Source organism: Streptomyces sp. RP5T (assembly GCF_003933965.1).
Taxonomy (GTDB): Bacteria; Actinomycetota; Actinomycetes; order Streptomycetales; family Streptomycetaceae; genus Streptomyces.
Window position 1 is genome coordinate 1 of record NZ_RSAJ01000046.1, and the last position, 12,874, is coordinate 12,874.

Here is a 12,874-nt window from a genome sequence, read left to right on the forward strand (position 1 = left end):
GGCACGTCCGTGCTCGCCGGCGCTTCCCCGAGGTCCGGCCCGTGCCCGCTCACCGGCGGGCTCCCGGCCGCCCCGCCACGCTCGGCCGGGGACTCGGCACACCGGCCTCGTCCGTCTCGTCGGCCGTGACCGCGGGATGCCAGCCGTGCCGGGCCAGCGCGCGGACCAGGGCGGTCACCATCCGGGGGTCGAACTGGCTGCCCGCGCAGCGCTCCAGCTCCTCCAGCGCGGCGCCGACGGGCCGGGCCCGCCGGTAGGACCGGGTGGAGGTCATCGCGTCGAAGGCGTCGGCCACGGCCACCACCCGCGCCGACTCCGGGATCTGACCGCCCACCAGCCCGTACGGGTACCCGCTGCCGTCCAGCCGCTCGTGGTGGTGCAGTACGGCGGCGCGGGCCTCGCCGAGGAAGGAGATGCCCCGCACCATCTCGTGCCCGTACTCGGGATGCAGCTCGATGACGCGCCGCTCCTCGGGGGTCAGCGGCCCGTCCTTCCTGAGCAGTCGCGTCGGCACGCCGAGCTTGCCCACGTCGTGCAGGATCCCGGCGAACCGCAGTACCTCGATCCGGTCGTCCTCCATGCCGAGCTCCCGCGCGATCATCATCGACGCCTGCCCGACCCGCTCGCTGTGCCCGCGCGTGTACTCGTCCTTGATGTCGACGGCCTGCACCAGCGCCCGGATGGTGGCCTGGTGGGCGGCCCGCTCCCGGTGGTACTGGGCGAACACCCACCACGACACGGCCATCGGCAGCAGCACGAGCAGCGCGGCGACGGGACCGTAGGGACTGCGCCACAGCACGGCCATCATCAGCCCGGCCAGGCCGTGGACGGCGACGGGGGCGAGGGAGCGCAGGAACAGGCCACGCCAGGCCCGCCGCACGGGAATCCGGTCGGCGAGCGCCAGGATCCCCCCGTCCAGCGCGCTCAGCACCAGGCAGAAGACGAGCACCGCGATCCCCGCCGGGAGCAGCGCGTACGGGAAGTCGGAGGCCTCGACCGCGGCCCGGCCGCCCGTCGCGCCGTGCACCCGCGCGGCCGCCCACACGCTCACCACGAGCTGTGCGGCCCGCCAGATCCGGCGCAGTCCTCGCGGACGCCGCTCGACCGGGGACAGCAGCGCCCCCGGCAGCGCCACGAGAGCGGCGGCCGGGGGCGGCAGCAGAAAGGCGGCGGCGAGCAGGACGGGACAGAAGGTCCCGGTGAACCGCCACCGGGCGGCGGCCTGCTCGCAGCCCGCGTACAGCACGGCGAGCAGGGCGGGCGCCCACCCGTTGTTGCGGACGGCCGACAGCGGAAGCAGGCAGAGCAGTGCGGCTGCGGCGACACAGGCGACGTACGCACGCGCACGTGCCGGTACCGCCTCCATGTCGCCCCTCCAGCCCCAGTCCGCACAGCTGCCAGGAGCCTAGGGCGGTGAGGGGAGGCGGTGCGGGGCGATCACCTGCCGATTACCACGTTCGAGTGAACGAACGCTGCTCAGGACTCCTGCGGAGTCACCGGCGAGGCCGTGACGTCGTGCTCCGGGACGGCCTGTCCCGAGCGGATCAGGTCGAGCCGCCCGAGGACCTTGGCGCGCAGGTCGGTCGGCACGTCGTCATGACCGCAGCACCGCTTGACGAGCTTCTTCACGGCCTCTTCGAGGCCGTACTTCTCCAGGCACGGCGAGCACTCGTTGAAGTGCTGCTTGAACTTGGCGCGATCGACGTCCGGCATCTCGCTGTCGAGGAACTCGTAGAGATGATCGAGTACCTCACTGCAGTCCGTCTCGTGCGGCTCTCCGCAGCTCATGAGCCCGAGCCTTTCGCTTCGTTCGACTCCCCGGCACCGGCCGGGACGAGCCCGCGCTCGCGCGCGTAGTCCTCCAACATGCCGCGCAGTTGACGGCGGCCGCGGTGCAGGCGGGACATCACCGTACCGATGGGTGTCCCCATGATGTCGGCGATCTCCTTGTACGCAAAGCCCTCTACGTCCGCGAGATAGACGGCGATGCGGAATTCCTCGGGGATGGCCTGGAGCGCTTCCTTCACGTCCGAGTCGGGCAGGTGGTCGAGCGCCTGCGACTCCGCGGAGCGCAGACCCGTCGACATGTGCGACTCGGCACGCGCGAGCTGCCAGTCCTCGATCTCCTCGGCCGCGGAGCGCTGGGGTTCGCGCTGCTTCTTGCGGTACGAGTTGATGAACGTGTTGGTGAGGATCCGGTACAGCCACGCCTTGAGGTTGGTCCCCTCACGGAACTGGTGGAAGGACGCGTACGCCTTGGCGTACGTCTCCTGCACCAGGTCTTCGGCGTCGGCCGGGTTGCGCGTCATGCGCAGGGCGGCCGAGTACATCTGGTCGAGGAATTCGAGCGCGTCCCGCTCGAAGCGCGCGGTGCGCTCCGCCGTCGACTCCGCGCTCGCGCCCTGGCCCTCGGGCTGCTCCGCCTGGCCGTTGTCGGTCCCTGCGTCGATCCCAGTGACCGGACCCACCTCCTCAAGATTCCGGGCAGCAACGAAACCGGTGCCACCGGAATTGGAGGATAGACGACTACCCGTCCCGGCCGCCCCCCGAACGGGGGTGGTCTTGGCCGCATGCAGCACCGTCCAGTCCAGGTCAGCGCGGCTGCTACGGCTCGGGCAGAAGGTCGAACCCATGCGGCTGACTTCCTCTCCTACGACGGTCTGCGCTGTTTCTTCAGCGCTTCTGTCCGCCTCAACAGAGGTCCGCGGCTCAGCATTCCCGGGGCTTCACCCCAGTGACCCGGCCCACTTCACGACCGCGTCCGTGATGACCGTCACGGCCTCGTCCTGGGTGATCTCCGCCCGCTTCGGCACCGCGAACCCGTGGTCGCCGTGGGGCACCTCGACCAGTTCGAAGGGTCCGTCCGGGAACTCCGCCGGCTTCCCGAAGGGGTCGTTGCCGCCCTGGACGACCAGGGTGGGCACCCCGGACCCGAGCAGCTCACCGGCGCGCGACTTCTCCGGCCTGCCCGGCGGATGCAGCGGGAAGCCGAGGGCGAGCACGGCGTGGGCGCCCAGCTCGACGGCCGTACGGCAGGCGACGCGGGCGCCCGCGCTGCGGCCGCCGGAGATCACCGGCAGGCCGGGCCGCGCGAGGGCGGGCCAGATGCCCCGCCATCCCAGATCCAGGGTCTTCGGGGCGGGCGCGAGCTTCTTGCCGGCCACCCGCCAGGGCTGCTCGACCAGCGCCACGCTCACCCCGTGGCCGGGGAGCACGCGCGCGAGCGCCTGGAGGTCCCGCGCCTCGATGCCACCGCCGGCGCCATGGCTCACGGCCAGCACGAGCCGTGGCTGCCGCGCCGGGTGCCAGGTGACGCGGGCGTCTCCCGCGTCGGTGCCGATGATCTCGGAGGTCTCTTGGGTCACGTCAGAAGAGTGTGCCCTCTTCGGGTCCTTCGAGCTCCTTCAGCAGCTCCGGCCCGTTGTTGCGGACGTTGCTGACGGCCGTGCTCACCGGATAGGCCCGCATCAGCCCCTCGGGCGGCGGCGCGAGCAGGGAGCGCAGGTCGTCGGGGTCGGTGCGGGAGGGGTCGAGCCAGGTGTCCCAGCGGTCCGGGGTCAGCATCAGCGGCATCCGGGGGTGGATGTCGGCGAGGGAGCGCGGGCCGTCCGCCGGGGAGACGGCCAGCGGGCCGGTCTCCGCCTCGGTGGTGATCACCGAGCAGGTCGCCCACCAGGCCTGCGGGTGGTCGTCGGGCAGGGTCCGGTCCCGCCAGAACTCGTACAGCCCGGCCATCGCGAACACCGAGCCGTCGGCGGGCAGCACGAAGTAGGGCTGCTTGCGCGGCCGCTTCTTCCTCCCCTCGACCTCCAGCTCCCGCTCGGCGGCGGCGGTGACCCACTCGTAGTAGCCGTCGGCCGGGATGACGCAGCGGCGGGTGGCGAAGGCCCTCTTGTACGACGGCTTCTCGTGCACGGTCTCCGCGCGGGCGTTGATCATCCGGGCCGCGCCCTCGGGCGTCTTCGACCAGCTCGGGACCAGGCCCCACCTCAGCTTGCGCAGCTGCCGAACCGGCCGCGGGTCCTCGACGTCCTTGAGAGGGCGGTCCAGGACGGCATAGACCTCCTTGGTCGGGGCCACGTTGTAGTCGGGCTCCAGGGTCTCCTCGGGCTGCCACTTCTCGATCTCAAAGATTCCTGCGAGATCCTCGGGCCCACGACTGGCTGCATACCGTCCGCACATACGTGCCACACTGCCAGACTCCGTACGACGAGAGGGAGCCACCGGGAAACATGGACAGCACCGCATCGACCGCGCTGCCCGACCTCTGGGACCGGCTCATCGGACTGCAACCCGACCCCGACCTGTGGGTGGTGCTGGGCACCATGGCTGCGGCGCTCGCCATAGTGGTCCCCCATACGCTGTGGCGGCTCTCGCGCAACGCCATCACCATCGCCCACGAGGGCGGCCACGGTCTGGTCGCCCTGTTGACCGGACGTCAGCTCACCGGCATACGACTGCACTCCGACACCAGCGGCCTCACGGTCAGCCGGGGCAAGCCGACCGGCATCGGCATGATCCTCACCGCCGCGGCCGGTTACACCGCTCCCCCGCTGCTCGGCCTCGGCGGGGCCGCCCTGCTGGCCGCCGGCCGCATCACCCTGCTGCTGTGGGCGGCGACGGCCCTGCTGGTGGCGATGCTGGTGATGATCCGCAACGCGTACGGGGCGCTGACGGTGCTGCTCACCGGCGGCACCTTCGTCGTGGTGTCCTGGCTCGCCGGGCCGCAGGTGCAGGCGGCCTTCGCGTACGCGGTGGTGTGGTTCCTGCTCCTGGGCGGAGTACGTCCCGCTTTCGAGCTACAGGCGAAGCGGGCCAGGGGCGGTGCGGGTGACTCGGACGCGGACCAGCTCTCCCGCCTGACGAACGTGCCCGCGGGACTGTGGCTGTTCCTGTTCCACGCGGTGTCGCTGTGCTCGCTGATAGGCGGCGGCCGCTGGTTGCTGCAGGTGTGACGGGGTCCGGGAACGCCCGTCACCGGGGTGCGTCCGGCCCGACGGCGCCGCACCGCGAACACGACCCCCTACTAAAGTGAACCCATGGCTTCGAACCCCTCTGACACCACCCTCTGGCCCGCCCCCCACGCGAGCGCAGCCGTCGACGCGACGGTCCACGTACCGGGGTCGAAGTCAGTCACCAACCGGGCCCTCGTCCTGGCCGCCCTGGCGAGCGAGCCGGGCTGGCTGCGCCGCCCCCTCCGCTCCCGGGACACCCTGCTCATGGCCGCGGCCCTGCGCGAGATGGGCGTGGGCATCGAGGAGGGGGTGGGCCCCGACGGCACCGGTGAGTTCTGGCGCGTCCTGCCGGCCGGCCTGCGCGGCCCCGCCACGGTGGACGTCGGCAACGCCGGCACCGTGATGCGCTTCCTGCCGCCCGTCGCCGCGCTGGCCGACGGCCCGATCCGCTTCGACGGCGACCCGAGGTCCTACGAGCGTCCGCTGACCGGTGTGATCGACGCCCTGCGCGCCCTCGGTGCCCGGATCGACGACGACGGCCGCGGCGCGCTGCCGCTCACGGTGCACGGCGGGGGCGCCCTGGACGGGGGGCCGGTCGAGATCGACGCCTCGTCCTCCTCCCAGTTCGTCTCGGCGCTCCTGCTCTCCGGACCGCGCTTCAACCAGGGCGTCGAGGTCCGGCACGTGGGCTCGACCCTGCCCTCGATGCCGCACATCCGGATGACCGTGGACATGCTGCGCGCGGTCGGCGCCCAGGTGGACACCCCGGAGTCGGGCGGCGAGCCCAACGTCTGGCGGGTCACGCCGGGCGCCCTGCTGGGCCGGGACCTCACGATCGAGCCCGACCTCTCCAACGCCCAGCCGTTCCTGGCGGCGGCCCTGGTGACCGGCGGCAAGGTCGTGGTCCCGGACTGGCCGGCCCGCACCACCCAGCCGGGTGACCGGCTGCGCGAGATCTTCACCGAGATGGGCGGTTCCTGCGAACTCACCGAGTACGGGCTGGTGTTCACCGGTTCGGGTGCGATCCACGGCATCGATGTCGACCTCGGCGAGGTCGGCGAGCTGACCCCGGGCATCGCGGCCGTGGCGGCCCTCGCGGACTCCCCCTCGACCCTGCGCGGAGTGGCCCATCTGCGTCTGCACGAGACGGACCGGCTGGCCGCGCTCACCAAGGAGATCAACGAGCTCGGCGGTGACGTCACCGAGACGGCCGACGGTCTGCACATCCGCCCGCGCCCGCTGCACGGCGGGGTCTTCCACACCTACGAGGACCACCGCATGGCCACGGCCGGCGCGATCCTCGGCCTGGCGGTCGAGGGGGTGCGGATCGAGAACGTCGCGACGACGGCCAAGACCCTGCCGGACTTCCCGGACATGTGGAGCGGGATGCTCGGGAGCCAGAAGGCGTAGGGGACTCACGCCATGCGCCGCTACGGCAAGCACACCGACGAGGACGACATCCGCAGCCGCCCGAACCGCAAGGGCAACCGGCCGCGCACCCACATCCGGCCCAAGCACGAGGACGCGTCCTGGGGCATGGTCCTCACCGTCGACCGGGGCCGGCTGACCGTGCTCGTGGACGACCGGATCGTGATGGCGATGAAGGCCCGCGAGCTGGGCCGCAAGGCGGCGATCGTGGGTGACCGGGTGGCCCTGGTCGGCGACCTGTCCGGCCAGAAGGACACCCTCGCGCGGATCGTCCGCATCGAGGAGCGCACGTCGGTGCTGCGCCGTACCGCCGACGACGACGATCCCTACGAGCGGGTGGTCGTCGCCAACGCCGACCAGCTCGCCATCGTCACGGCCCTGGCCGACCCCGAACCCCGCCCCCGTCTCATCGACCGCTGCCTGGTGGCGGCCTTCGACGGCGGTCTCACCCCGCTCCTGGTCATGACCAAGTCGGACCTGGCCCCGCCGGACAAGCTCCTGGAGCTCTACGGCGACCTGGACATCCCGTACGTCGTCACCAGCCGCGAGGAGCTGGAGAACGGCGACGCGGCGGCCCGGGTGCGCGAGCAGCTCGACGGCAAGATCACGGCGTTCGTCGGCCACTCGGGCGTCGGCAAGACGACCCTGGTCAACGCGCTGGTCCCGGAGGACCGCAGGCGTCTGACCGGTCATGTGAACGCGGTGACCGGCCGCGGCCGCCACACCACGACCTCGGCGCTGGCCCTTCCGTTGGCGGGCGACGACGGCTGGGTGATCGACACCCCGGGCGTACGGTCGTTCGGGCTGCACCACGTGGATCCGTCCCGGGTGATCCACGCCTTCCCCGACCTGGAACCGGGAACCGAGGGCTGTCCGCGCGCGTGCAGTCACGACGAGCCGGACTGCGCGCTGGACCAGTGGGTGGCCGAGGGTCACGCCGACCCCGCCCGCCTGTACTCCCTGCGCCGACTGCTGGCGACCCGGGAACGGACCGAGGGGGACTGACCTCCCCGGGGTTTGGGTGTACGCGAGTTCGGTAAGTGCATAAGCGCACCGAGCCGGACATACGGGAGGACAGCACATGGCGTGGCTGCTGGTGGTGGTGGCCGGGTTGCTGGAGACCGGTTTCGCCGTGTGTCTGAAGCTCTCCCACGGTTTTACCCGGCTGTGGCCCACGATCGCGTTCTGCATCTTCGCGCTCGGCAGCTTCGGCCTGCTGACCCTGTCGCTGAAGAAGCTCGACGTCGGCCCCGCCTACGCCGTGTGGACCGGCATCGGCGCGGCGGGCACCGCGATCTACGGAATGATCTTCCTCGACGACCTGGTGTCGACGCTGAAGATCGTCTCGATCAGCCTGGTGATCATCGGGGTGATCGGACTCCAACTGTCGGGCTCGTCGCACTGAGGGCGCGCCGGGGCCCACTCACGCGTCAGGCGTACTGCCGCTGGAGCGCGCTCCGCACCAGGTCCGCCACCCCGCCCTCACCCGGCGGGGCCACCACGCAGGACAGGGCGAGCCGGACGGCGAGCTCGCAGGAGCGGACGAGGTCGGGCACGTCCGCCCGGTGGACGCCGGGCCCGGACAGGGCGGAGACGGCACGGTCGCGCACCAGCGCCACGAAGTCGCCCGGCGAGGGCAGCGGACCGTCGGCCCGGCGCTGGGCCGGCACCGCGGAGGAGGACGGCACCGCCGAGAGCGTCGGCGAGGGCAGCCGCTCGCTCCAGCAGCCGGTGAGCATGGCCCGTACCAGCGCGTTCTCCCGGGCCAGGAGGGTGGTCCACTCGGCGGTCGCGGTCAGCCGCTCGCGGGCGTCGCCGTGCGCGGTCAGTGCCCGGTCGACGCCGACGAGATAGCCGTCGGCCTCCCGTCTGACCAGGGCACGGGCCAGCCCTTCCTTGCTCCCGAACTCGTTGTACAGCGTCTGCCGGGACACTCCGGCCGCCGCCGCGACATCCACCATCCTCACGGCGGACCACGGCCGACGCGCCAGCGCCGAGTAAGCGGCGTCCAGCAGCGAATCCCGCGCAGCAGGCATCATCGCCTCCCAGGGAGCAAGCAGCTCTGCGCCCAGATTTGACGCGCGCCGGGGCACTGTCAAGGGTTCGCGAGGGCATCCGGGGCCGCGGGGCTCCGACACCTTGCCGGCAGCCGCCTCACCGCCTGCCGCCGTGCCCCGCGGGGCGTCCACACTCCGGCCCCTGTGGCACCGCACCGACGTGGGCGGATACCGTGCCCACCATGCCGGACTACCTCGACGATCTCCGCCTCGCCCACGTCCTCGCGGACGCGGCCGACGCGACGACCATGGACCGCTTCAAGGCACTGGACCTCAAGGTCGAGACAAAGCCGGACATGACCCCGGTCAGTGAGGCGGACAAGGCGGCGGAGGAACTGATCCGCAACCACCTCAAGCGCGCCCGCCCCCGCGACGCCGTCCTCGGCGAGGAGTACGGCGTCGAGGGCACCGGCCCGCGCCGCTGGGTCATCGACCCCATCGACGGCACCAAGAACTACGTCCGGGGCGTGCCCGTCTGGGCCACCCTGATCTCCCTGATGGAGGCGGCCGAGGGCGGCTTCCGGCCCGTCGTCGGCGTGGTCTCCGCCCCCGCGCTCGGCCGCCGGTGGTGGGCCGCCAAGGGCCACGGCGCCTTCAGCGGCCGCAGCCTCACCTCCGCCTCCCGTCTGCACGTCTCCAAGGTGGGCAAGCTCTCCGACGCCTCCTTCGCGTACTCCTCCCTCACCGGCTGGGAGGACCAGGGGCGCCTCGGCGGCTTCCTGGACCTGACCCGCGAGGTGTGGCGCACGCGCGCGTACGGCGACTTCTGGCCGTACATGATGGTCGCCGAGGGCTCGATCGACCTGTGCGCGGAGCCGGAGCTCTCCCTGTGGGACATGGCCGCGAACGCGATCGTCGTCACGGAGGCCGGCGGCACATTCACCGGCCTGGACGGCCGCCCCGGCCCGCACAGCGGCAACGCGGCCGCCTCCAACGGCCTGCTCCACGACGAGTTCCTGGGCTATCTCAACGAGCGCTACTGAACGGCTCGACGAGCGCTGCCAGTGGGCACACATGAGCGCGTGCGCCCTCAATCGGCCGCGCACGCCCTCTTGTTGACCCGGGCTTTACCTGCGACTCTGAGAGGACCCTCATTTGTGAACTTGTGAACCAATGAACGAACTCATTGGTTCCAGGAGGTGACTGCGAACCCATGCTCGTCCGCGACGCCATGAGCACGGTGGTCCTCACCATCGGCCCCGCCCACACACTCCGCCAGGCCGCCGCCCTGATGTCCGCCCGCAAGGTGGGCGCGGCCGTGGTCCTCGACCCCGACGGCACCGGCACCGGCATTCTGACCGAGCGCGACATCCTGAACTCCGTGGGGCTCGGCCAGAGCCCGGACACGGAGCACGCCCACGCCCACACGACCACCGACGTCGTCTTCGCCACCCCGACCTGGACCCTGGAGGAGGCCGCCCGGGCGATGACCCACGGCGGCTTCCGGCACCTCATCGTGCTGGAGCACGGCGAGCCCGCCGGCATCGTCTCGGTCCGCGACATCATCCGCTGCTGGGCACCGGCACGGCTGCGCGTCCCGGCAGGTACCGGGGCATCACATTAGACACAATCCAAATCGAGCAGCTCTCCAAACTCACACCCGTTCGGATTCTGGTCTCCAGCTGTTAGGCTGGTGACCATGAGCGACCTTCTGGAACGACTGCGCGGCCGCGGCTGGCGGATGACCGCGCAGCGGCGCGTCGTGGCCGAGGTCCTCGACGGCGAACACGTCCACCTGACGGCCGACGAGGTCCACGCACGCGCCGTGGCCAAGCTGCCCGAGATCTCCCGGGCGACCGTCTACAACACGCTGGGCGAGCTGGTCTCCCTCGGCGAGGTGCTCGAAGTAGCGACCGACAAGCGCGCCAAGAGGTACGACCCGAACGCCCACCGGCCGCACCACCACCTGGTCTGCGCGCAGTGCGGCGCCATCCGGGACGTGCATCCCACGGGCAACCCGATGGCCGACCTGCCCGACTCGGAGCGGTTCGGCTTCACCGTCTCGGACGTCGAGGTGACGTACCGGGGCGTCTGCCCGAACTGCGCGGCGGCCTAGCAGCCCGCACCGAAGCCCCGGCGTCCCGCGCGGACACCGGGGCTTCGTGCTGCCCGCGGCCGTTCGGCACGGTCCAGGGACTTCCTGAAGTGAAAACACCGAGGGCCGGAACCCTTTCGGGTTCCGGCCCTCGGCCTTCAGTAGCGGGGACAGGATTTGAACCTGCGACCTCTGGGTTATGAGCCCAGCGAGCTACCGAGCTGCTCCACCCCGCGTCGATGAATGCAACGTTACGTGAAGGGTGAGGCCAGAGGCAAATCGCTTTGCCGAGGCCCACCCCACCCACCGTCACGCCGACAGTTCCTCGCGCAACGCGTCCCGCAGCCGGGCCGCCCGCTCGGAGACCTCCGCGGGTCCGAGGTCCACCGCCCGGTCGGCCCACCGCTGTCCCTCGGCGAGCTCTCCCCGACGCGCGTAGACCAGGGCGAGCCGCAACGCCGCCCGCCCGTGCCCCGCGTCGGCGGCGCGGGCCCACCACACGGCGGCCTCGGGCTCGCTTCCCTCCCGGGCGAGCAGCAGCCCCAGGTTGAACGCGCCGTTGCGGGAGCCCGCCTCCGCGGCCTCCCGGTACCAGCGGGCCGCCTCCACGACGTCACCCCGGGCCGCCGCGAGCATGCCCACCCGCACCTGAGCCCGGCGGTGCCCCTGGGAGGCCGCGCGCTCGTACCACTCCTCGCATTCGCTCTTCTCCTCGTGCACCGGCTCCCCGAGGGAGTGCGCGGGCACCGGCGGCCGACGGGCGTCCAGCACGGTCGCCAGCCGGTACGCGGCCTCGGCGCTGCCGCCTCCCGCCGCGCAGCGCAGGTGCATCTCGGCGCCGGCCTCGTCCCCGTCCCGCAGCCGGGCGATGCCCACCTGGAGCGCGGCCTCGGTGTGACCCGCCGCGGCGGCCCGCTCGTACCAGCGCAGCGCGACGGCCTCCTCGCCGCGGCCGGCGAACAGGATGCCCAGATTGAAGGCGGCGTCCACGCTCCCGGCCTCCGCGGCCTTGGAGAACCACGGCTCGGCACCCGCGGTGTCCCCGCCCTGGAGCAGCAGGATGGCGAGCGCGTTGGCCGCCTCCCGGTGCCCCGCGTACGCGGCCCGCCGGTACCACTGCTCGGCCTGCGCGGTCCGCCCCTGCTCGGCACACAGGAGCCCGAGGTTGTACGCGCCGTTGTCGTCGCCGGCGTCCATCGCCGCCCGGTACCACCGCTCGGCGGTCTGCGGCTCACCGCGCTCGGCGTGCAGGGCGCCCAGCGCGTTGGCCGCGTTGCCGTCGCCGTCCTGGGCGGCGCGCAGCCACCACACGGCGGCGCTCTCGGTGTCACCGGCGTCCCGCAGCAGGAACCCGAGCGCGCAGGCGGCCCGCGCCTCGCCGTCCTTCGCGGACGTCAGGTACCAGCGTCCGGCCTCCTTGAGCGCGCCGCGCCGCTCCAGGATCGCCCCGAGGTGCAGCGCCGCCCGCCGGTGTCCGCGCGCGGCGGCCTGCCGGTACCACTGCTCGGCCTCGGCACCGGCGCCCTGGTCGTCCCCGACGTCCCCCTCGGGAACCAGCCGGCGGTCGAGCGCGCGGGCCAGCCGGTAGGCGGCCTCCCGGTGCCCTCGCTCGGCGGCGGTCCGCATCCACTGCTCGGCGCCCGTGTCCCCGCGGTGCTCCAGCAGGTCGGCGAGGGCGTAGGCGCCCAGCGCGTGGCCCTGCTCGGCGGCCTGGCGCAGCCAGTACTCGGCAGCGGGCTCGTCGCCCCGCTCACGGTGGTGGCGGCCCAGTGCGTGCGCGGCGGCCGCCGATCCCGCGACCGCGGCGATCCGCCACCAGCCGGCAGCGTCGTCGGCGTATCCGCGCTGGTACAGCAGGACGCCGAGGTTGTTGGCGGCGGCCCGGTCGCCCGCGGCGGTGGCGGCACGCAGATGGGGCTCGGCTCCGTCGAGATCACCGCGGCGCAGCAGGAGGGCGCCGAGGACGCTCATCGCCTCGACGTCACCGGCTTCGGCGGCCAGGCGCTGCCGGACTTCCTCGGCGGCGTCGTCATCCGCCTCCCCGGCCCCGTCTCGCCCGGAAGGTTGCACAAAACGCCCTGTCTCGAACAGAGTTGCCTTGTCCCCCATAACGTCCATCGTCGCACCACCTGCAACCTGGGTACACCTGGTATACCGCAGCCAGTGAGGTCACTTCAGCGTTTTGTCGACATGCCCACAGAACGACAAGTGAAACACAGTTCCCCCCAACTGCCGTCGGCGGCACGGCCGTCACGCGTCCGGCACATGCGTTCGCACACCACGAAGGCCCGGATCCTGAAAAGGATCCGGGCCTTCGATTGCAGTAGCGGGGACAGGATTTGAACCTGCGACCTCTGGGTTATGAGCCCAGCGAGCTACCGAGCTGCTCCACCCCGCGC

Annotated in this window: 14 protein-coding genes and 2 tRNA genes; 7 read left to right on the forward strand and 9 right to left on the reverse strand. The window is 72.2% G+C overall.

Going from position 1 to position 12,874, the window contains the following annotated elements:
- Nucleotides 1-49: 49 nt before the first annotated feature.
- The 5 genes from EHS43_RS07725 to EHS43_RS07745 form a co-directional block, all read right to left on the reverse strand.
- Complete coding sequence (locus tag EHS43_RS07725) at nucleotides 50-1,366, reverse strand: HD-GYP domain-containing protein (protein ID WP_125189784.1); 1,317 nt, start codon at nucleotides 1,364-1,366, stop codon at nucleotides 50-52.
- A 110-nt stretch (nucleotides 1,367-1,476) separates the two neighbouring features.
- Entirely contained in the window at nucleotides 1,477-1,788 is a 312-nt protein-coding gene (gene rsrA / locus EHS43_RS07730; protein WP_125189785.1) for a mycothiol system anti-sigma-R factor, read from the reverse strand.
- Nucleotides 1,785-2,468: an RNA polymerase sigma factor SigR gene (sigR, locus tag EHS43_RS07735; protein ID WP_221740724.1), complete on the reverse strand. Its 684-nt coding sequence runs from the start codon at nucleotides 2,466-2,468 to the stop codon at nucleotides 1,785-1,787. The genes rsrA and sigR overlap by 4 nt, the downstream gene beginning before the upstream one ends.
- Nucleotides 2,469-2,726: 258 nt before the next feature.
- Nucleotides 2,727-3,365 (reverse strand): alpha/beta family hydrolase, encoded by a 639-nt coding sequence (locus EHS43_RS07740; RefSeq protein ID WP_125189787.1) that lies wholly within the window; start codon nucleotides 3,363-3,365, stop codon nucleotides 2,727-2,729.
- 1 nt (nucleotide 3,366) lies between these two features.
- Nucleotides 3,367-4,182, reverse strand: a complete 816-nt coding sequence (locus EHS43_RS07745) for an SOS response-associated peptidase (RefSeq protein ID WP_125189788.1) — start codon at nucleotides 4,180-4,182, stop codon at nucleotides 3,367-3,369.
- A gap of 50 nt (nucleotides 4,183-4,232) precedes the next feature.
- Here EHS43_RS07745 and EHS43_RS07750 point away from each other — a divergent pair, with 50 nt between their 5' ends.
- The 4 genes from EHS43_RS07750 to EHS43_RS07765 all read left to right on the forward strand — a co-directional run bounded on the left by EHS43_RS07750 (nucleotide 4,233) and on the right by EHS43_RS07765 (nucleotide 7,788).
- The gene (locus EHS43_RS07750; protein WP_125189789.1) at nucleotides 4,233-4,955 is read left to right on the forward strand and encodes a M50 family metallopeptidase; all 723 of its coding nucleotides are present in this window, start codon (nucleotides 4,233-4,235) and stop codon (nucleotides 4,953-4,955) included.
- Nucleotides 4,956-5,039: 84 nt separating this feature from the next.
- The gene (gene aroA, locus EHS43_RS07755; protein ID WP_125189790.1) at nucleotides 5,040-6,365 is read left to right on the forward strand and encodes a 3-phosphoshikimate 1-carboxyvinyltransferase; all 1,326 of its coding nucleotides are present in this window, start codon (nucleotides 5,040-5,042) and stop codon (nucleotides 6,363-6,365) included.
- A 12-nt stretch (nucleotides 6,366-6,377) separates the two neighbouring features.
- Nucleotides 6,378-7,388, forward strand: a complete 1,011-nt coding sequence (rsgA, locus tag EHS43_RS07760) for a ribosome small subunit-dependent GTPase A (RefSeq protein WP_125189791.1) — start codon at nucleotides 6,378-6,380, stop codon at nucleotides 7,386-7,388.
- Between the two features lie 76 nt (nucleotides 7,389-7,464).
- A complete protein-coding gene (locus EHS43_RS07765; RefSeq protein ID WP_125189792.1) occupies nucleotides 7,465-7,788 on the forward strand; it encodes a multidrug efflux SMR transporter in 324 nt (107 codons plus the stop codon).
- A gap of 25 nt (nucleotides 7,789-7,813) precedes the next feature.
- Here the strand turns inward: EHS43_RS07765 and EHS43_RS07770 are convergent, their stop codons facing one another.
- Entirely contained in the window at nucleotides 7,814-8,422 is a 609-nt protein-coding gene (locus EHS43_RS07770; RefSeq protein ID WP_125189793.1) for a TetR/AcrR family transcriptional regulator, read from the reverse strand.
- 200 nt (nucleotides 8,423-8,622) lie between these two features.
- Here EHS43_RS07770 and hisN point away from each other — a divergent pair, with 200 nt between their 5' ends.
- The 3 genes from hisN to EHS43_RS07785 all read left to right on the forward strand — a co-directional run bounded on the left by hisN (nucleotide 8,623) and on the right by EHS43_RS07785 (nucleotide 10,496).
- A complete protein-coding gene (gene hisN, locus EHS43_RS07775) occupies nucleotides 8,623-9,423 on the forward strand; it encodes a histidinol-phosphatase (RefSeq protein ID WP_125189794.1) in 801 nt (266 codons plus the stop codon).
- A gap of 170 nt (nucleotides 9,424-9,593) precedes the next feature.
- Nucleotides 9,594-10,004 (forward strand): cyclic nucleotide-binding/CBS domain-containing protein, encoded by a 411-nt coding sequence (locus EHS43_RS07780; RefSeq protein ID WP_125189795.1) that lies wholly within the window; start codon nucleotides 9,594-9,596, stop codon nucleotides 10,002-10,004.
- A gap of 75 nt (nucleotides 10,005-10,079) precedes the next feature.
- A complete protein-coding gene (locus EHS43_RS07785) occupies nucleotides 10,080-10,496 on the forward strand; it encodes a Fur family transcriptional regulator (protein WP_037720110.1) in 417 nt (138 codons plus the stop codon).
- A gap of 141 nt (nucleotides 10,497-10,637) precedes the next feature.
- On the opposite strand, the gene EHS43_RS07790 is transcribed toward EHS43_RS07785, so the two are convergent.
- The 3 genes from EHS43_RS07790 to EHS43_RS07800 form a co-directional block, all read right to left on the reverse strand.
- Nucleotides 10,638-10,711: transfer RNA gene (locus EHS43_RS07790), tRNA-Met, on the reverse strand.
- Nucleotides 10,712-10,784: 73 nt separating this feature from the next.
- The gene (locus EHS43_RS07795) at nucleotides 10,785-12,593 is read right to left on the reverse strand and encodes a tetratricopeptide repeat protein (RefSeq protein WP_125189796.1); all 1,809 of its coding nucleotides are present in this window, start codon (nucleotides 12,591-12,593) and stop codon (nucleotides 10,785-10,787) included.
- Nucleotides 12,594-12,799: 206 nt separating this feature from the next.
- Nucleotides 12,800-12,873 (reverse strand) — tRNA-Met (locus tag EHS43_RS07800).
- Nucleotide 12,874: the final 1 nt, after the last annotated feature.